This is a genomic window from Mesobacillus harenae (assembly GCF_013343715.1).
GTDB classification, from domain to species: Bacteria; Bacillota; Bacilli; order Bacillales; family Cytobacillaceae; genus Mesobacillus_A; species Mesobacillus_A harenae.
This window is the reverse complement of the sequence record NZ_JABUNR010000007.1, coordinates 144864-163418: the sequence shown is the minus strand read 5'-3', so window position 1 is coordinate 163418 and position 18555 is coordinate 144864. Positions and strand designations below refer to the sequence as shown.

Genomic DNA, 18555 nt, shown 5'->3' with positions numbered 1-18555 from the left:
TTTACACCTCAACGGCAATAGATATGTAATATAATAGAAGGTGTATGTCAGGAACGCAGGTGAATTTTATGAATATAAAGCAAAAAGAAATTGTCTCAAAAAGTATTTTAACCCCCGGGAGAGGCCTGCTTGAAGGGTATTCCCATTCACTTAATCCGTATGCTGGCTGTGCGTTTGCCTGCAGCTATTGCTATGTAAGGCAGCTGCCAGTTGGTTTATTTCGCGAAGAAGAGTGGGGATCTTGGATTGATATAAAAACAAATGCAGCAGAGCTATTGAATAAAGAGCTTTTGAAGGCAAGGAAAAAGGGGCCTGTTACGATCTTTATGTCTTCGGCAACTGATCCGTATCAGCCGATCGAGGCGAAAATGAAGCTAACGAGGAGGCTGCTAGAAATAATGCTTGAAAACCAGCCGGATTTTTTGTTTGTTCAAACTCGTTCACCTCTGGTAAAGCGCGACATTGATCTATTTCAGCAGTTTGGCGACAGAGTAAGAGTTTCCATGACAATTGAAACTGACAAGGAAGAAGTTAGAAAAGCGTTTTCACCTTCAGCACCACCTATACAAGCAAGAATGAAAACTTTAAGGGAATTAACTGAGGAAGGGATACAAACTCAGGCTACAATTGCACCATTGCTGCCGTGTTCAAAGGAATTCCCTGTAAAACTGAGGGATATAGCGAGCCGCATAACATTGGATGACTATTGGATGGGAGACGGAAGCGGAGGAAAACGTACTGGTAAATTAGGCATAAAGAAGATTTACGAGGAAATGGGACTTGAAAAATGGTATAACCCAGCTGCCCATAAGGTTGTTTTAAAGATGTTCAAGAAAGAAATGGGTGAAGCGGAGATCCGGATATCCCAAAAAGGATTCGATCCATACTAAAAGGAAGCCTGGAAGCTGACCGGGCTTCTTTAGCTATTTATTTGTTACTTAAAAAGCATAATTTCATTTCGACATTATATAAAAATGTGTAAAAAGAGCAGTCCGAAAAATATGAATGCCATTCTGTAATGAAACCTTCTCCTAGGTCCAGAGGATTTCCATCTCCGCAACAATCCACTGAATAAAAGAACTCCCAACACTCCACTCAAAAATATTCCGCTGCCGGTTTTTGCTTTCAAGAGGCTTCCGTAGTTAGCATAAAGCATAGTAGCCGCATGGATTCCGATTAAGGCAGTCGCCGAAACAGCTATCGCTACATGATATTTCATCATTCTCTTCGATATTTTCGCTAGCCTGACTTTTACTGCCCTTATCTTGCTTTTCCGGATTAATAAAAACACAAAATACATATTAAGGTTAATCAGAAACAAAACGAATCCCACTTGAGCAACTAGTTTTCCAAAAAGAACATAGTTGGACTCGAACCCCTGATAAGCACCCCAGCCAGCGATTAAAAGGACTATTATGAGGTTAACAGTCAGCCATCTCGCAATCATAGAATCTCTCCTCCGATCTTAATCGTAACATGAACGAATAAAGAAGGAGAGAAAAAGAGCCCTTACATACTGATTAGCCCATTTACTGCCATTAAAAGTTTTTCAAAAAATTATTGACCAGTTTGGTCAGTTGGGAATATAATGAAATTGACCGAATTGGTCAATGATAAAAAGGAGGCTGGTTTATTGACTTCTAAATTCTTAACAATTGATCATGAAAAACAGCAGCGAATTTTAAATGCAGCAATAAAGGAATTCGCCCAAAAGGGATATGCGAATGCTTCTACGAACGAAATTGTTAAAGAAGCAGGTATTTCAAAAGGGCTGCTCTTTCATTATTTTAAAAATAAAAAAGAACTTTATTTATATTTGTACAATCATTTCGTTAATGTCCTCAAAAATGAATTCTTCGGTGAAATAAACCTTCAAGATAGGGATATTTTCGTTAGACTTAAAGCTGTTACGATGCTAAAAAGCCAACTAATCAAAAAACATCCTGATGTTTTTAATTTTATGATGTCAGCCTATCAAGAAAGCTCCGTGGAAGTTAAAAGCGAGCTGGACCAACGTCATAGAGAGCTGCTGCAAACTAGCTATGGAACAGTTTTTGACAATATTGATACCGAAAAATTTAAAAAAGATATAGATATTACGCGAGCAATTAATATTATCTCTTGGACTCTTGAGGGCTTTAGTAACCAGGCGATGGAGAGGGAAAGGCTAGCCAAACATAGTCAAGCTGATTTCACATATGATTTTTCCGAAGCGGACGTTTACATTGAACAGCTGAAAGTCCTTTTTTATAAATAACAAATTAAAGACGGGGAGGGTCAATCATGAGTGTTATTGAAATCAGCAATCTGACAAAGCTGTATGGAAACTCCAGGGGGATCTCTGATGTAAGTTTCAACGTGGAGGAAGGGGAGATTTTTGGTTTTATCGGGCCAAATGGAGCAGGGAAATCTACTACCATTCGAACATTGCTGTCACTTATTTATCCAACAAGCGGAAGTGCAAAAATTTTTGGGAAAGATGTAGTTAAATATGCTCCTGAAATCAAACGGGATATTGGGTATTTACCATCTGAGGTATTTTATTACGACAACATGAAGGTTATTGATTTACTGAAGTACTCGGCTAGCTTTTATAAAAAAGATTGTACAAGGCGAATCAAGGAACTTTCCGAGATCTTGGAGCTGGATCTTAATAGGAAAATTGAGGATCTGTCTTTGGGTAACAAAAAGAAGGTAGGGATCGTCCAAGGACTTCTGCATGAACCTAAACTAATCATCCTTGATGAGCCTACCAGCGGATTAGATCCGCTGATGCAGCAAAAGTTCTTTGATCTATTGGAGAAGGAGAACAAAAAAGGGGTAACCATTTTATTCTCATCCCATATTTTAAGCGAAGTACAGCGCTTATGTGACCGGGTCGCAATTATTAAGGAAGGGAAAATTGTACAGGTTGATAGAATTAGTACATTGAAAGAAAACAATTATAAAAAATTTAAAATCGAAACAAAAACAGAAGTTGATTTTCGGGCTTTTGATGTTGCTGGAGTTAATCAGATTGAGATAAAAGCAAACACCATTTCTTTTATCTTTCGGGGGAATATCAATAGTATACTGAAAAAGATTTCTGAGATTGAAATCGCTAATTTGTGGATAGAGGAGCCAACCCTGGAAGAGATTTTTATGCACTTTTATAAAAAGGAGGAGTAGAAGCGATGAACATGTTTCTCCATGAGCTGAAGGCCTATCGGAACTCAACCATTATCTGGAGTCTTGGATTAATCGCAATAGTGGTCCTGTTTTTGTCGCTCTATCCATCCTTTTCTAGAGATGCTGAAGAATTCATGAAGGTGCTTGAAGGCTTCCCAGAGGAACTGAGAAAAGCGATCGGACTTTCGTTTGAAACGCTGGCCACTTTACTCGGTTTCTTTTCCTACTCGTTTCTTTATATCAAGCTTAGTGGTGCTGTTCAGGCAATGAATCTTGGCTTATCCATTATTTCTAAGGAAACACGGGATAAAACAGCCGACTTCTTGCTCACAAAGCCTGTTACCCGTACTCAGGTTATTACATCTAAACTCTTTGCTGCACTAACTTCCTTGGTTTTTACCAATCTTGCATTTTTAGCCTCGGTCATGGTGATGGCATCTTTTGTGAAAACAGAGGATTTTAGTGAGCAGGCATTGTTGATGGTATCCGTCACTCTCCTGTTTATCCAATTAATATTTTTAAGCTTGGGCATAATGATTGCAGTTCTTATTCCAAGAATTAAATCGGTCATATCAATCTCGCTTGGTACGGTGTTCACTTTCTTTATTCTAGGGATGATCAGTTCGAGTACAGCGGATAAGGGACTACGCTATTTGACTCCTTTCAATTACTTTGACAACCAATATATTATTAGAACCTTGGAGTATGAGGGAGAGTTTATTTTTATAGGAATTTCAATCATTTTTACTGCGGTTCTGGCCAGCTATTGGATTTATGGTAAAAAGGATGTTCATTCCGTTTAGATAGGGGGGTAACCTATGAATATTGTGATTCGTGAATTACAAGCAACCCGAAAATCATTAATCATTTGGTGTGTTGGTGTGTTATTCATGGTGTTCGCTGGAATGGGCAAATATGCAGGTATGACAGGAACAGGGCAGACCATAAATGAATTAATGGCAGAAATGCCTGAATCCTTGCAGGCGATTATGGGATCAGGCGGATTTGACTTAACAAAAGCTATTGGTTATTATGGGCTACTCTTTTTATATCTGGCTATGATGGCGACGATTCATGCTGTAATGCTGGGGGCAAATATTGTTTCTAAGGAAGAACGGGATAAAACCGCTGAATTCTTACTCGTAAAGCCAATTTCGCGGGGGAAGGTAATTACATTAAAGTTAACGGCCTCTTTAATTAATTTAGTTACATTTAATCTGGTAACTCTAGTTTCTTCTATAGTAATGGTGCAAAGATACGCGCAAGGTGAAGCGGTATCCGGAGACATCGGGCTTTTAATGATTGGTATGTTCTTTCTCCAGCTGCTCTTTTTAGTTGTTGGCACAGCTATTGCTGCAATAATTAAACGGCCAAAAAGAGCAGCATCCATTTCAACTGGAGTTCTTCTGCTCACCTTTATTCTTTCAATTGCCATCAATTTGAATGACAAGCTCGGAATATTAAAATTCATCACTCCATTTAAATATTATGAGGCAGAGCAAATATTAAATGAAGGATTAGACCCAGCCTACCTCACAATCTCTATCATCTTAATAACGGTTCTAACGGCCATCACTTATCAATCTTACAAGAAAAAAGACTTGAACATTTAGTAAAGGTGACAGGCACCATCCATTTTTTGGATGGTGCCTGTCACCTGTTAATGCTTCGCCCAACTCTTATAATAAGTTACATTCAATCGCTTGGGATCTTCATGTTGGTTTCACCCTACGTCGCTTAACGGGCTTTTTCGCTTTTGTTTTTAAGCAAATAGATGGGTGTTTCCAGTATTATGAAATATAATAGAAGGATTGTGATATTTTTACATGAAAGTGGTGTCTTAAGTGAACAAGTGGTTTTCAACTTTGACTATGTTTTCTTCAATTCAATGGCTCTTTTTTATTTTTGCTAATACAGTAGTTGTTCCAATTTCTATTGGGACAGCTTTTGAAGTGGCGCCTGATATAATGGCGATGATGCTTAGAAGTTCTCTCATTTTAACGGGACTGGCATGCGTCTTTCAGGGAATGATGGGACACCGCCTTCCGTTAATGGAGGGTCATTCCGGATTGCTCTGGGGAGTTATTTTGAACCTTGGCCTGTCTGCTTCTTCGATTGGAATAAGTTTACCAGCAATCGGGGGTGGAATTGCAACAGGAATTTTACTGGCGTGCTTCATCACCATTTTGCTTGCAGCCTTTAATGGGGTTTGGATCCTGCAGAAAATTTTCAGTCCAATGGTTGTGTCTGTCTATCTTTTTCTATTAACCTTTCAGTTAATCTTTATCTTTTTTAAAGGAATGCTTCCTGTAACTTCCGAAGGAACAATTGATATACAGGTCGGTTTGTTATCGATTGGAATTGTGATCTTAGTCAGTGTTCTTAAAATAAAAGGAAATAAGCTGATTAGCAACTTTTCCATTTTGATTGGATTAATGGCCGGATGGCTTTTTTATGTGATTCTATTCCCGCATCTGCAAGCAGCACCCGTCCCTGCAGGCAGTGATATTATGCTTTTTCCGCTAGGGCAGCCAAATCTTGAATATGGGATCATCGTGGTTGCTTTCTTTGCTGTGATGCTAAATCTAAGTAATACGATCGCCTCTATTACAGCAGGTGCTGCGCTGCTTAATGAAAAAACAAATAATAAGCAGTATCGAAATTCAATTCTTATAACAGCCATTTTTTCAGTATTTGCAACCGGCTTTGGACTCGTTCCTTACACACCGTTTACCTCCTCAATAGGATTCTTGCAAAGCACAAGAATTTTTCTTCGCGAACCATTTTTTATTGGAGGTGGTCTGTTGACAGTCATGGGGCTCATTCCAGTTTTAGGCTCATTTCTGGCCACAATGCCAATTTCGATAGGGAATGCTGTTTTGTTTGTAGCCTATTTGCAATTATTTGGAACAGCTTTTAGCAGCCTGAATGGAAGTGAGTTTAATTCCAACACGATTTTTCGATTGGCTGGGCCAGTGTTGATAGGAGTCAGTTTAATGAATATTTCACCTGATTTATTTAATAGTTTACCTGTACTAATCCAGCCTTTTGTGTCAAATGGACTAATCATGGGAGTCTTGATTTCTATTATATTGGAGAGTCTGGTGGACTGGGAAGCTTATGAAATAAAACAGGCACCCTCCAATTAGATGGATGGTGCCTGTCGGCCTTAATGGGCTCGGGACTCGTTATCTGTTGAGGTTCTGCTGTGCCGAGTGTAAAAGATCGTTGTCATAATAATCGATAGGGTTCCAAACAGGACAACCATAAGCTGCAGGCCAATTATGTCCAATAGGAAGCCAGTGATGAGCAGGACAATCTGGAATACCACGCGGTCAAGCATGTTCCTAAACGAAAAAAAACGCCCATGGTATTGTTTTGGAATTCTCGTTTGAAAGATGGTAGCCGCAGTCGGAAAAAAGCAGCCAACTGAAAATCCGAACAATAAGAAGGCGGCAATCGTCAGGAACGGAATATCAGCTAAGTAAAGCATAAGCTGGGAAAGGCCGATCATAAAGGAAGAAGCAAACAGAATGGTGTATGGCGAACTTTTACTGCTTATCTGTTTAATGAAAAAGGCCCCGATCATAAAGGCAGTTCCTTCGGCTGTATAAATCCAGCCTTTAATTGCTGAACTGTCCTGGAGTTCACTAATGTTAATAACCAACAGATTAAATCCGCCAATAAACAGTAAAGGGACAAGTGTCATGATAAGCGTCATGTATACAATCGGTCGGCCTTTAATAATTGGAAAAACATCTTTAAAGCTAGAAGGAGGCAAGATTCCTTGTTTAGATGGTTCATCACCCTTCTGTTCATCGATATTTAAGAATAAGGTTATGACAAACAAGATGATATATGCTCCGAGTGAGATCGTATAAACCATTGATAGAGGCATAATAACTAGGAAGATACCTGCAGCAGCTGTTCCGATAACACGCGACATCGTAGAGACATTCATATGGACTCCATTTAGCTGGAGGAGATCCTTTTCTGCTACTACAAGCGGCAGCGCTGCCTGAAGAGCGGGAAAATAAAAGGCTGCAGATATTTGAATTAAAATGAGAAACATAACCATCCACCAGATAGAGCCGGTTCCAATCGCAATCAGCATGAACACAACACTGAGTGCTCTCACAAATCCCGCGATCAGCATAACGGTTTTCTTACTTGATTGGTCTGTTAGCCTTCCTGCATAAGGCCCAACTGCAATCCCTGCCAGCAGGCCCGATGCGAGCAAGAGCGATTTCATAAAATCGGAAGGTATTTTATCTTGCATGAATTCTAAATTGCCAATAATACCCAACCATAGGCCGAGGCCTGCTATAAATTCTCCTGTCAGCAAAATCCAAACATTTTTGTTTCTTAACATAGTTGTTCCTCACGTTCTATTACTCTTTGTCTCTCTCAACAATACTATATTACTAGAAAAAGTGCCAGATACCTTCCAACTTATTGGAGAGTACCTGGCACTTGTCCAGTTAATTTTATGAATTTTTTTTGGCATTATCATCTTGTAGCATAGTTTCATCAAGTGGGCGACTGCTATCAATATTATTGTCAATTAGGGGGCGGCTGCTGTCGACATCCTCTTCATTATCAGCATTATCTCTAAAGGCTTGGTTCCCTTTATCCATCTCACCAGGACTGAAAGAGTTGATTGGGTACGTTTCTTTATCATCGTTCTTGTTATTGCTATCGGTATTCATCTCGATGTTTGATCCTTGCAAGGTTGTCTTGTCTTTTCCAAACAAGGAATCATCCTCGATTACATTCTTTTGCTCGGCAAGAGAGCTGTCATCCGAACGAGTCGGTTGAGGATCAGCTAAAACCAAGATATTACCGCTCTTAACATCCTCTTCATACTGCTCTGCCTCTTCCTCAGGGATGCCCATACCGACGAGGGCACCCGCTAAACCACCTGCACCGACACCAACTGCTGCTCCTGAAAGTGTTGCTGCAATTGGGCCGGCTGCAATGATGGGGCCAACTCCAGGAATAGCGAGGGCGCCAATTCCTGCAAGTAATCCTGTCAAACCGCCAAGTACACCGCCAGTGGCAGCTCCTGCAGCAAGGCCTTCCTCTGTTTTGGTGCCAGTCTCTTCCTCAACACCTTCGATCTGTTCATGATTCTTGCTAATAACCGATATATCCTCAGCACGATAACCATCCGCCTTCAGCTGCTCAACAGCCGAAATAGCTTCCCGCTCCGTCTCATACGAACCAACAACACGCTTCTTCTCCTTAGCCACAAAAATCATCCTCCTTAAAAAATCCGATTACTAACCCATACCCTTTTTGTGGTGACAGGCACCATCCATTATTTGGATTACAGTCATTAAAACTAGACATAGCAGGCGCCAAAGAAGCTAATTCTATCTTTATTGATGTATATTTGGGATTAAACAGAAGGTGACAGGCACCATCCATTTTTCTGGATGGTGCCTGTCACCTTTTCGAAGACAACTTTTCCTAGTAAAATAGATTAATAACATATTAAAGGGGATTTAAGTGTGAGCAGACGGATTATTTGGGTTACCTCCATAGTAGTGGTGCTTCTGGTGATTTCTCTAATTGGGGCTGGAAATTATTTTTATAGTGTGGCGATTAACCGAAGCTATGAACCGATAGAGTTATATTCAGGAGAAGAGGCTGAACCGGTAAATGCTTTATTAGAAGAGAGAAAACAGGCTAAGCTAGAGGAAGTATTAAAATGGACGGAAAATCAGGCTTTTGATTACCGTGAGATTATCTCAGAGGATGGTCTCAGGCTGAAGGCCCGGTACCTCAAAAATGAGAATTCTGATGGGAAGGCGGTCATTCTCGCACATGGTTATAAAGGAAGCAGTGAGCAAATGGCCGATATCACTAAATTTTACTTTGAACAAGGGTTTGACGTATTAAAACCCGATGCAAGAGGCCATGGAGAAAGTGAAGGAGATTATATCGGATACGGCTGGCATGAACGGAAGGACTACCTAGAATGGATTGACTTTCTAAGAGAAGAGCAGCACGCAAAAAGTGTCTTTTTGCATGGATTTTCAATGGGTGCCGCCACTGTACTAATGACAAGCGGGGAAAGACTACCGGCTGAAGTGAAGGGGATCATCGCTGACAGCGGATACACGACAGTTGCTGAAGAACTGGCCCATCAGTTGAAACACATGTACAAACTCCCCCCAGTCCCGCTTATCCAAGTCACTAGCGCTATTACAAAGATACGGGCCGGCTATACATTTGGTGAGGCGTCAGCCTTGGAAGCAGTGAAAAACAATAAGCTTCCACTGTTAATCATTCATGGAGATAAAGATGAGCTTGTACCAACTGAGATGGGGAATCGTCTTTATGACGCTGCTAAAGGCGATAAAGATATATGGATTGTTCCGGGCGCAGGCCATACCGATGCATATACAGTAGCAGAAGAAGAATATCAACAGCGTTTGCAGGAATTTATGGCTAGTGCGCTGAAGTAGGTCTATAACGCTTTTAACAATAGTTAAAGAATAAGCCAGGAAGGGGGTATAAGAATGGCTTTGCGGTTTCGGAAGAGTTTTAAAATTGTGCCGGGGGTCAAACTGAATCTTGGCAAAAACGGTGTAGGACTGAGCGTTGGCAGAAATGGCCTGCGGCACACCATTCATAGCAGTGGAAGACGAACATCAACAGTTGGTATACCTGGTTCCGGAGTTTCATACGTTAAAACGGCGAGTTCCGGCTCCAGATCATATAAAACGGATGCTTATAAAAAAAGAAATGAATTGGCACGCCGGGAAAAAGAGCAGCAAAATCTGCATGAGAGAGAGTACGCTCAGCTTCAGGTTGAACTCTATGAAAACCGACTCGAACAGTTTCGGTCTATTCATCATGAGAGTGATGTTCCGATTGACTGGGAAGAGGTTTATAACCGGCCTGCTCCGATTAAAAAAGGTCAGCCGGGCCCAAATGAAATAGAAGCTAGGCATCGATTGAACAGTTATCAGCCAAGTTTCTTTGAAAAGGTTTTCAAAAGAAATGCAGCGAGAGTCAAAGTCCTTGAAGAAGATGTTCAGAGGGCTGTAAAAGAAGATAAAGAACTATGGAAGGAATGGAATCACACTCAGCTGATCGCCAAACGAATTTTAGCAAAAGAGATTGAAGCCTATTTTGAAGTAATTCAAGAATTTGGTCCACTGGATGACTTGGTCGAGTTCGGAAGTGGTTTTGAATTCGGAACCGACCACCCTGATTTAATACATGTCTCATTTGACGTGAATACTGGTGCGACGATCCCTGCAAAGGCGCTTTCGCTAACAAAAACAGGAAAGCTTTCTGAAAAGAATCTAACAAAAACGGCCTATTTTGAGCTTTGCCAGGACTATGTTAGCAGCGGTGCTTTAAGAATAGCCCGTGATATGATTGCCTTGGTGCCCGTGTCCCATGTGTTGGTTCATGCATTTGAAGACAGGGTCAACACATCGACAGGACATTCAGAAAAAACAGCGATTCTTTCTGTGAAGTATGATAAACACACCTTATCCCAATTGAATTTCACGGCCCTTGACCCTTCAGATGCACTTAGCAATTTTGAGCATCATATGAAATTTAAGAAAACAAAAGGGTTTGAAGAGATTGAGGTAATCAATTCCTAAAGAGTAGTTTTAATTAAACGATTGATAAAACGGATCCGCAATTGTATCCCAGAGCTTAAACAATTAATCAATCGATTGATTAATATTAAAACATTCGGGCGGGTCACTCTTTTAGCGTTTAATACTCAAATGAACATGGCAGGTTAGGCTCAGTGGTTAAAAGCGTTAATGATAAAGGAGGAGTATCATGAGTTTTTCAAAGTTAGCATTTCCGCCAGTGAGCTATATCGGGTGGGGAGCATTAAAGCAGCTGCTGCCCGAGGTTGAAAAGTATAAACCAGGAAAAGTACTTGTTGTTACCGATCCAATGCTGAAGAACCTAGGGCTTAGTGACCGAGTAACAGGACCTTTGGAGGAACATGGATATTCTGTCACCTTATACACTGATGTGATACCAGAACCACCATTGGAGGTTGGAGAAAAACTGGTCTCTTTTACAAGGGAAGGCGGCTTTGAAATGGTTATCGGCCTTGGGGGAGGAAGCGCTCTTGATTTAGCAAAGCTGGCTGCAGTTTTAGCTGTGCACGATGGAGACGTTGCGTCTTATTTAAACTTAACCGGAACCAAAAAAGTAAAGAAAAAGGGGTTGCCAAACATCCTGATCCCTACAACATCTGGGACTGGTTCAGAAGTGACCAACATATCTGTTCTTTCACTCGACACGAGCAAGGACGTAGTTACACACGATAACTTAATAGCGGATGTAGCCATAGTGGATCCTGAGCTAACCATATCAGTTCCGCCCCGTGTAACAGCTGCGACCGGTGTTGATGCATTAACCCATGCAGTTGAAGCATATGTTTCTGTGAATGCAAGTCCCACAACTGATGGCTTAGCCCTTCAATCGATTCGGTTAATTGCTCGATCATTAAGGAAAGCAGTTGAAAACGGCAATGATAAACAGGCGCGAATTGATATGAGCGAGGGAAGCTATATGGCTGGACTTGCCTTCTTCAATGCAGGAGTTGCTGGAGTTCACGCACTTGCTTACCCGCTAGGAGGGCAGTTTCATTTAGCGCATGGAGAGTCAAATGCCGTCCTGCTTCCCTACGTTATGGGGTATATCCGAAAAAGCTGCCCGAAAAGAATGGCGGATATTCTAAACGCACTTGGTGGTAACGCAACCTATCTTTCTGAAGAAGAGGCTTCCTATAAATGCGTTGAAGAACTCCAGCGGATCGTCAAGGATGTTGGTATCCCGCAAACTTTGGCTGGCTTTAATGTACCAGAATCAGCCTTAGAAAGTTTAACTCAAGATGGAGTTAAACAGAAGCGGCTGCTTGAAAGAAGTCCATTGCCACTTGGGGAAAGTGATATTAGAGAGATTTATAGGGCCGCCTTTCTTGGAAAAGTAGCTGAGCCAAAGAGGTGATTATGAAACCCTAAAGCTGCATTTTGGGGTATAGCCGTAAAAAGAATGAACCAAATGCTATTAACATTACGGTCCATCCTTTTTTATCGCTTATGAAATGAGTAAAGTTCCAAGTTGGGGATAATCTTATTCGTTGTCTTCATCCAGCTCCAGCGCCTACCCCCTCGAGTCGCTTTGGTCCAGCCGATGAAGTCAAAGAACGACTTCAGCTTCCTGGGCATCCAGCGCTTTTCCAATTGCGCCTCCTGACTTCTCGAGTCGCTTCGGTCTTGCTGCTGAAGTCAAAGAACGACTTCATCTTCAAGCCCTCCAGCGCTTGTCGAAGCCAAACAGTCGGCTCACATTAAGGTTTTTCGGGGCTGTTCAAGGCGCTTGCGCTTTTGTTTTTTATCCAGCTCCAGCGCCCAGCGACTAGTGTACTTCGCCCACCTCCCTATGATAAGACAACATCGAATCACTTCCGCTCTTCGTGTTTCCTTTATCTCAGTCGGTGTGCTCCAGTCCAGACGTCGCTAAACGGGCGCTTGCGCTTTGGTTTTTACCATTCTTTTGGTTCATAATTCAATTCACTAAATAACTGTGAACGCTCTTTTTTAGATAAGTCTCGCCATTGCCCAACAGGAAGGTTGCCTAACTGGATATTCATGATCCTTGTCCGCTGCAGCCGGTATACTTGGTACCCAAGTGCTTCACACATACGGCGGATCTGGCGGTTCAAGCCCTGGGTTAAAATGATTTTGAAATCGAATTTTGATAACTGTTCTACCTTTGCTGGAAGCGTTTTGGTATCCAGAATTTTTACTCCCTCCGCCATATGTTTTAAGAATTCAGGAGTAATCGGCTTGTCCACTGAAACAATGTATTCTTTTTCATGCTTATTTTCAGCGCGCAATATTTCGTTTACAATATCCCCATCGTTCGTAAGGAGGATCAATCCCTCGGATTCCTTATCTAGCCTGCCTATATGGCTAATGCGCAAGGGGTGATTCACTAAATCAATGATATTACCTTTAACTTTCTTTTCCGATGTACTAGTAATTCCTATCGGTTTATTTAGGGCGATGTAAACATTGTTTCTAGCCATTCTGATTTCATCTCCGCTTACAAGCACTTTGTCGCCGGGGTTGACTTGGCTGCCTATTTGCGCGAGTTTTCCGTTTATTGTCACTCTGCCATCATTGATTAATTTATCTGCACCTCGTCTTGAAGTTTTGCCAGACTCGCTTATAAACTTATTTATTCGCAGGTTAACCACATCCTTAAGTGGAGAATTATCTCTTAAGAATACTTAAATTCCTGTTCATTTTCAAGGTTCGCCTCCAACTTATAAGCAAATACACATTCATGCTCCACGTAAAAGATCGTTCCACCAGTAAAAGGAACTTTCGTTGTATCAATCTATATTTTTAGAAAGTATTCATTACGGTATTAAACTTGTGCTAATCTTTAATAATAGTATTTACTTGATTATGCACAGGTTAATAAAGCCAAGAAAAGCAAATAATGAGATATACATCTGCCTAGAGATACGAATGTAGCATTATAAAGCAAATATAAAGTAATCAAACAACAAAAAGGAGTCCTTATGCAAACAATCGAAAAAATTAACGACCGCTTTTGGTATCAGACACCGGTTTCAGAAACGGACCGCCCTATTTTAGGGGTTGTAGTCGGAGACGATAAAACTTTGATGATTGACGCTGGAAACTCAGAGGCTCACGCTGAATACTTTCTTAATGAATTAAAAGAGAAAGGTGTTCCTATGCCAGACTTTGTTGTACTCACACACTGGCACTGGGATCATATTTTCGGCTTATCTGCTCTAGATATACCGTCAATTTCTTCTGCTGAAACTAAAATAGAAATGAAAAAGCTCGTCCCATTTTCATGGTCAGATGAGGCATTGGATGAAAGAGTTGAAGCTGGAATTGAAATAGAGTTTTGTGCATCAGCCATCAAAAAAGAATTCGGTGACAGAAGAGATGTCAGGATTACGCTTCCCACTTTGACCTTTGACGATCAAATAGAAATTGACCTGGGCGGAGTAACATGTATTCTGAAAAAAGTTGGTGGTGATCATGCCTCTGACTCAGTTGTTGTGTACGTAAAAGAGGAGAAAATTTTGTTTTTGGCTGACTGTATTTACGTAAATTTATACGCAGAAAAACGCCATTACATTACAGAAGAGATCACTAGGCTCCTTGATGAGCTCGAAAAATTTGATGCTGATTACTATGTGCTATCGCATTGGAAGCCTATTACTAAGAAAGAGTTTGAAGCGGAAGTAAAATTATTGAGAGATACAGCTTCGTTGACAGAAAAATTGCATGGAAACACTGATGCCATAAAAACAGCGTTTGAAAAGAAAGCCGGAAGGCCGCTAAATGAGAACGAACTTGAGACAATCCAATATTTTGTTAATGGATATGAGTTAAAAAACAAATAGGCGGTATATTTGCGAAATTTGGTACAGGGGAAAAAGATTTGATATAATTTGTACACTAAGTTAATAGAAAAAGAGGTACATACTTTGTCGAAGAAAAAATTACAATACTGGTTACTTCAGATTCTGTTGATTGTAACCATTATCTTTGTTGCTACGAAGATTACATTTTTATTTCAACCCATCGGGGTCTTTTTTTCAACGCTCTTTTTTCCTATTTTAATTACGGGTTTCTTATTTTTCTTGCTTAACCCTGTAGTTAACTTTCTTCAGAGTAAAAAAGTACCTAGGTTGGTTGCAATTCTTATTATCTATGTCGTGTTCACGGGGATTTTAGTTTTATCGATTGGAAACTTAATACCTGCTATTACAAAACAAGTGACTGCACTCGCAAATGAGCTTCCGGGCTATGCTGATAAAACATTGGAGTTTTTTGATGATTTTGCTCAGTCTTCTGAATTCAGGTGGATTATGAACGAGCAAAATGATCTTTTGGAAACAGCGGAGGCAAGGCTGATAGAGTTTGCCAATACATTGCCGGACAGGATTACAGGCAGTATCACAAATATATTGGGTTTAATTGCTAACATTGCTGTCATACTAGTTACTGTTCCGTTTTTATTATTTTATATGTTTAAGGATGGCCATAAGTTTCCGAATGCCTTAGCGAAGTTTTTCCCAGCAGCTTATAGAAAACAGGGCCTTATTATTTTAAAGGAAACTGGAGAAACGCTTTCGGCCTATATTCAGGGGCAGATAACCGTAGCATTTGCAGTTGGGACGCTCGCTTTTATCGGTTATCTTATTATTGATTTACCATTTGCTCTCGTTATGGCTCTAATTGTCGCATTTACAAATATTATCCCTTATATCGGGCCAATACTGGGAGGCGCACCTGCTGTTATTGTTGCCTTATTTGATTCCCCGACTAAAGCCTTGCTTGTTGTCATTGTTATCGTTATTGCCCAGCAAGTTGAAGGGAATGTGTTATCTCCGCTTATTCTTGGTAAAAGCTTGGATACCCATCCTGCGACGATCATTATGCTCCTGTTAGCTGCTGGCAATCTTGCTGGCGTACTAGGAATGGTTTTAGCCGTTCCGACATATGCAGTCGTAAAAACTATTGTACTAAACTTAGTTAAATTACTAAAAGCCAGAAATGCAGCCGTGGAGAAAAGGTAAAGGTGACAGGCACCATCCAATTAATTGGATGGTGCCTGTCACCTTTTTTTGTAATTAGCTAATTTGTTACAAATATAAACATAAAAAGACTATTTTGTTTATTCTGACATTTAATAGTGCTATTATATTATTATAAAGAAATTGCCTAATTTTTGTCATTTTTCACCTTGAACAGATAGTGGGATGAGGGGGATAGTCATGAATAATAATAACGGCTTTACAATTATTGAAGTCTTGGCTTCTATTGTCATTCTAGTCATACTCTTAACCATATTTTTTCAGTTCTTCATATTCTCAAAAAGCGCTTCATCGAACAACCAGGAAAAGTTAGTTGCCATTAATATTGCACAAAAGGTGTTAGAGCAAATAAAAGCTGACGCCTATCCTGAAATAACGGAAAATGCCGACCCAGCCATTACATATCCATATACCTATGATAAAGAGTCGAGCTGCGATAGCCTCGAAGCTTCCGAAACTGCAGGTTGCATCAATAGATACGTCACACATATTAACAAAACTAGCTACCTAACAAAAATTATCGTAAATGAAGAAATGGAGATGAGGCTGCACTCTGTCGAAGTTATTATTGAGGATGATAATGGCAAAATTAAGAGTAAGGTGAAGGGATTTGTCGAAATATGAACAGACAGTTACTTGCCTCATCAAAGGGAATGACCCTCGTTGAGCTGCTTGGATCGCTTGCCCTCTTTAGTCTCATTTCAGCAGGTATCATGGGGAATTTAATTGGCGGAATGGATAGTTTCAAAGTTGTTAGCAAAGAGATATCTCTGCATGACGAAGCAAATTATATTATGTCTCAATTTACTGAAAAAGTATTTGTCGCCACCCAAGTAGAAGTGGTGGAGCAGTCGGACTGTGTATCTTTGATAAAGATAAAAGACTTCGAAGGGGCAGAAACCATTTTAGGCTTTAAAAATAATAAAGCAGTGATTAATGATAAAGCTATTCATTCTTCTTTAATCAGTACATCTTGTACAAACGGGGAGCAATCAAAATTAGTGCTGAAAAATGATACCGTTTTCATAAAGATGTTCGTACAAGATAAGAGTACGGAAAGGGATATAGGACTAGAATTAGATAGTGAAGTATCATTTGTAAAAGTAGAGTAGAAGGGGGTGGAGATTTTGAAGCTAAACGAAAAAGGCTCTACACTTATTATTGTTTTGCTGACTATAATTGTTTTTACGGTACTGGGCACGGCGTTAATGGGAAACGTTATCGGTGAAAATAAGCGGGTAAATGCCACGGAGTCAAATGTACAAGCGCGCTATTTAGCGAAGGATGGACTTACTTATTTTGAAAAAGATTTTAAGAGATACATAGATAATACGGATCCAGCCCTGCTTAACTTCACTCAATTTTTTGATCAATATAGAGATTGGGTGGTGATCGGAGATCCGTGGAGTGACAGCAAGCCGGAGGAGGTCAAAATTAAGGCAAGGCTAGCAGATAGCTACATGGTGGAGGTATATAGCCAAGGGAAGGCCGGTTCAAGTGATAAAATGCTCACTGGCCATTATAAACTGTCCCTTGATGTTGATATTGACAAGAGTACCTATGAATTAGCCGATTTTACCAAGGAGGGAACTGCAGCCGTCGACTTTGCAGACTCAGGACTGGTTAATTTGGATCTTGCCATATTAGAGTTAAGTTTGATTAACCTAACTGGCAGCGACAAAAGATTCTACCTTGTACCAGATGATGAAGTGATTGGGGTTAACTTGCTGCCGCATTTGTTAAGCTTTAGTATAGGGAATGGTGACAGGTTTGAAGCGATGGAAAACAACTGGATAATTGCAACGAGACAAGGAGAGTTTTTGGGTGTTGAACTTTTAAAATATGATAAGTATGCGTTGCTATCCGTCAATGTTCTTGAACTTCGAGACAAAGAAGATACTAATGTTATAATCAATGGCAGCTTTCTTAAGTCCGAACTATTGGGTATTCGCTATTATGGTTATGAGGATATTGATTTTGAGAAACTGGCTGTTTTAGGGAATGCAGTGATTCAACAGGACCGAGTTGGAACATATGGCATATCAAGGGATCCTGACCCTTTTAGAAGGTTCTCATTTAAAGAGGGGTTGTACGTTAACAAATCCTTAGTGATTGGCGGAGTTCAAGGAAGTAACGGCCCTGCTTCGAAGTTGGAGGACTACAGCAAACTTATGCTGCGAGGAAATATGGTTACAATGGAAAACTTATTGATTACCGATGTTGATTTAACGGTGGGTGACAGCCTAGAAAATGAGGCAACCTTAAAGCCTGAAGACTATGTGACGAACTTATATGTGCATGGAGATGCCAATATAAAAAATGCATGTGTTAAGCTTAAAAACGAGAAATATGACTTTCGATTATTTGCCAAAGGTAAGGCTGTTATTGAAAACAATACAGTCACTGGAGGCTGTGATACTTTAAAAGGGTTGATTTATGCGGAAAATGGAATTGAAATTAAAACAAATGGACTTCCAATGACCATCATTGGCGGACTAGTCGGTGATGTTAAAGTGGATCATCCCGAGATGCTCACCATTATCACAGACCCAAAATATTTACAAAAAGTAAAACATAGTAACGTTAAATTAGTACGTAAAGGACAAACAATCGAATAGAGTAAAAAAATGGATGGTGCCTGTCACCATCCATTCTTTTGGAGATAACTTAATAAATACGAATACATTTTGGAATATAATCCTGGACTGTGAAATAAATATTGTAGACTATAATGTTGATTATTA

The 18555-nt window shown here is 40.2% G+C and carries 18 protein-coding genes; 14 read left to right on the top strand and 4 right to left on the bottom strand.

Going from position 1 to position 18555, the window contains the following annotated elements; all coding sequences use genetic code 11:
• Window positions 1-68 precede the first annotated feature (68 nt).
• Window positions 69-890 (top strand): SPL family radical SAM protein, encoded by an 822-nt coding sequence (locus HRJ06_RS10500; protein ID WP_174732761.1) that lies wholly within the window; start codon window positions 69-71, stop codon window positions 888-890.
• A 74-nt stretch (window positions 891-964) separates the two neighbouring features.
• Here HRJ06_RS10500 and HRJ06_RS10495 read toward each other — a convergent pair whose 3' ends face one another.
• Entirely contained in the window at window positions 965-1447 is a 483-nt protein-coding gene (locus HRJ06_RS10495) for a hypothetical protein (protein WP_174732759.1), read from the bottom strand.
• A gap of 186 nt (window positions 1448-1633) precedes the next feature.
• Here HRJ06_RS10495 and HRJ06_RS10490 point away from each other — a divergent pair, with 186 nt between their 5' ends.
• The 5 genes from HRJ06_RS10490 (at window position 1634) to HRJ06_RS10470 (ending at window position 6317) form a co-directional block, all read left to right on the top strand.
• On the top strand, window positions 1634-2257 hold the full coding sequence (locus tag HRJ06_RS10490; protein ID WP_174732757.1) for a TetR/AcrR family transcriptional regulator: 624 nt from the start codon (window positions 1634-1636) through the stop codon (window positions 2255-2257).
• Window positions 2258-2283: 26 nt separating this feature from the next.
• On the top strand, window positions 2284-3168 hold the full coding sequence (locus tag HRJ06_RS10485; protein WP_174732755.1) for an ABC transporter ATP-binding protein: 885 nt from the start codon (window positions 2284-2286) through the stop codon (window positions 3166-3168).
• Window positions 3169-3173: 5 nt separating this feature from the next.
• Window positions 3174-3971 (top strand): ABC transporter permease subunit, encoded by a 798-nt coding sequence (locus HRJ06_RS10480; protein ID WP_174732754.1) that lies wholly within the window; start codon window positions 3174-3176, stop codon window positions 3969-3971.
• A gap of 15 nt (window positions 3972-3986) precedes the next feature.
• The gene (locus tag HRJ06_RS10475) at window positions 3987-4781 is read left to right on the top strand and encodes an ABC transporter permease subunit (RefSeq protein WP_174732752.1); all 795 of its coding nucleotides are present in this window, start codon (window positions 3987-3989) and stop codon (window positions 4779-4781) included.
• A gap of 231 nt (window positions 4782-5012) precedes the next feature.
• Window positions 5013-6317, top strand: coding sequence for a uracil/xanthine transporter (locus HRJ06_RS10470; protein WP_174732750.1), 1305 nt, complete (start codon window positions 5013-5015; stop codon window positions 6315-6317).
• Window positions 6318-6337: 20 nt separating this feature from the next.
• Here the strand turns inward: HRJ06_RS10470 and HRJ06_RS10465 are convergent, their stop codons facing one another.
• A complete protein-coding gene (locus HRJ06_RS10465; protein ID WP_174732748.1) occupies window positions 6338-7540 on the bottom strand; it encodes an MFS transporter in 1203 nt (400 codons plus the stop codon).
• A gap of 115 nt (window positions 7541-7655) precedes the next feature.
• Window positions 7656-8420, bottom strand: a complete 765-nt coding sequence (locus HRJ06_RS23580) for a general stress protein (protein ID WP_338421079.1) — start codon at window positions 8418-8420, stop codon at window positions 7656-7658.
• Between the two features lie 261 nt (window positions 8421-8681).
• Between HRJ06_RS23580 and HRJ06_RS10455 the strand changes: the two genes are divergently transcribed.
• The 3 genes from HRJ06_RS10455 (at window position 8682) to HRJ06_RS10445 (ending at window position 12168) form a co-directional block, all read left to right on the top strand.
• A complete protein-coding gene (locus tag HRJ06_RS10455) occupies window positions 8682-9641 on the top strand; it encodes an alpha/beta fold hydrolase (RefSeq protein WP_174732744.1) in 960 nt (319 codons plus the stop codon).
• A gap of 54 nt (window positions 9642-9695) precedes the next feature.
• The gene (locus HRJ06_RS10450; protein WP_174732742.1) at window positions 9696-10796 is read left to right on the top strand and encodes a DUF4236 domain-containing protein; all 1101 of its coding nucleotides are present in this window, start codon (window positions 9696-9698) and stop codon (window positions 10794-10796) included.
• A 187-nt stretch (window positions 10797-10983) separates the two neighbouring features.
• Window positions 10984-12168: an iron-containing alcohol dehydrogenase gene (locus tag HRJ06_RS10445; protein ID WP_174732741.1), complete on the top strand. Its 1185-nt coding sequence runs from the start codon at window positions 10984-10986 to the stop codon at window positions 12166-12168.
• Window positions 12169-12706: 538 nt separating this feature from the next.
• On the opposite strand, the gene HRJ06_RS10440 is transcribed toward HRJ06_RS10445, so the two are convergent.
• On the bottom strand, window positions 12707-13423 hold the full coding sequence (locus HRJ06_RS10440; protein WP_174732739.1) for a pseudouridine synthase: 717 nt from the start codon (window positions 13421-13423) through the stop codon (window positions 12707-12709).
• 330 nt (window positions 13424-13753) lie between these two features.
• On the opposite strand from HRJ06_RS10440, the gene HRJ06_RS10435 reads away from it, so the two are divergent.
• From HRJ06_RS10435 to HRJ06_RS10415, 5 genes are all read left to right on the top strand, one after another.
• The gene (locus HRJ06_RS10435) at window positions 13754-14614 is read left to right on the top strand and encodes an MBL fold metallo-hydrolase (protein ID WP_174732737.1); all 861 of its coding nucleotides are present in this window, start codon (window positions 13754-13756) and stop codon (window positions 14612-14614) included.
• 84 nt (window positions 14615-14698) lie between these two features.
• Window positions 14699-15793 carry an AI-2E family transporter gene (locus HRJ06_RS10430; protein WP_174732735.1) on the top strand — a complete coding sequence of 365 codons (1095 nt, stop codon included), beginning with the start codon at window positions 14699-14701 and terminating at the stop codon, window positions 15791-15793.
• A gap of 198 nt (window positions 15794-15991) precedes the next feature.
• On the top strand, window positions 15992-16435 hold the full coding sequence (locus HRJ06_RS10425; protein ID WP_174732733.1) for a type IV pilus modification PilV family protein: 444 nt from the start codon (window positions 15992-15994) through the stop codon (window positions 16433-16435).
• Complete coding sequence (locus tag HRJ06_RS10420) at window positions 16432-16923, top strand: PilW family protein (protein ID WP_174732731.1); 492 nt, start codon at window positions 16432-16434, stop codon at window positions 16921-16923. Before HRJ06_RS10425 ends, HRJ06_RS10420 begins: the two co-directional genes overlap by 4 nt.
• Window positions 16924-16938: 15 nt before the next feature.
• Entirely contained in the window at window positions 16939-18429 is a 1491-nt protein-coding gene (locus tag HRJ06_RS10415; protein ID WP_174732729.1) for a hypothetical protein, read from the top strand.
• Window positions 18430-18555 lie beyond the last annotated feature (126 nt).

What these genes read in the sequence shown, in the direction of transcription:
- HRJ06_RS10500 (WP_174732761.1), top strand. Translation starts at nt 69, where the DNA reads ATGAATATAAAGCAAAAAGAAATTGTCTCAAAAAGTATTTTAACCCCC.
- HRJ06_RS10495 (WP_174732759.1), bottom strand. Translation starts at nt 1,447, where the DNA reads ATGATTGCGAGATGGCTGACTGTTAACCTCATAATAGTCCTTTTAATC.
- HRJ06_RS10485 (WP_174732755.1), top strand. Translation starts at nt 2,284, where the DNA reads ATGAGTGTTATTGAAATCAGCAATCTGACAAAGCTGTATGGAAACTCC.
- HRJ06_RS10480 (WP_174732754.1), top strand. Translation starts at nt 3,174, where the DNA reads ATGAACATGTTTCTCCATGAGCTGAAGGCCTATCGGAACTCAACCATT.
- HRJ06_RS10475 (WP_174732752.1), top strand. Translation starts at nt 3,987, where the DNA reads ATGAATATTGTGATTCGTGAATTACAAGCAACCCGAAAATCATTAATC.
- HRJ06_RS10465 (WP_174732748.1), bottom strand. Translation starts at nt 7,540, where the DNA reads ATGTTAAGAAACAAAAATGTTTGGATTTTGCTGACAGGAGAATTTATA.
- HRJ06_RS10450 (WP_174732742.1), top strand. Translation starts at nt 9,696, where the DNA reads ATGGCTTTGCGGTTTCGGAAGAGTTTTAAAATTGTGCCGGGGGTCAAA.
- HRJ06_RS10445 (WP_174732741.1), top strand. Translation starts at nt 10,984, where the DNA reads ATGAGTTTTTCAAAGTTAGCATTTCCGCCAGTGAGCTATATCGGGTGG.
- HRJ06_RS10435 (WP_174732737.1), top strand. Translation starts at nt 13,754, where the DNA reads ATGCAAACAATCGAAAAAATTAACGACCGCTTTTGGTATCAGACACCG.
- HRJ06_RS10425 (WP_174732733.1), top strand. Translation starts at nt 15,992, where the DNA reads ATGAATAATAATAACGGCTTTACAATTATTGAAGTCTTGGCTTCTATT.
- HRJ06_RS10420 (WP_174732731.1), top strand. Translation starts at nt 16,432, where the DNA reads ATGAACAGACAGTTACTTGCCTCATCAAAGGGAATGACCCTCGTTGAG.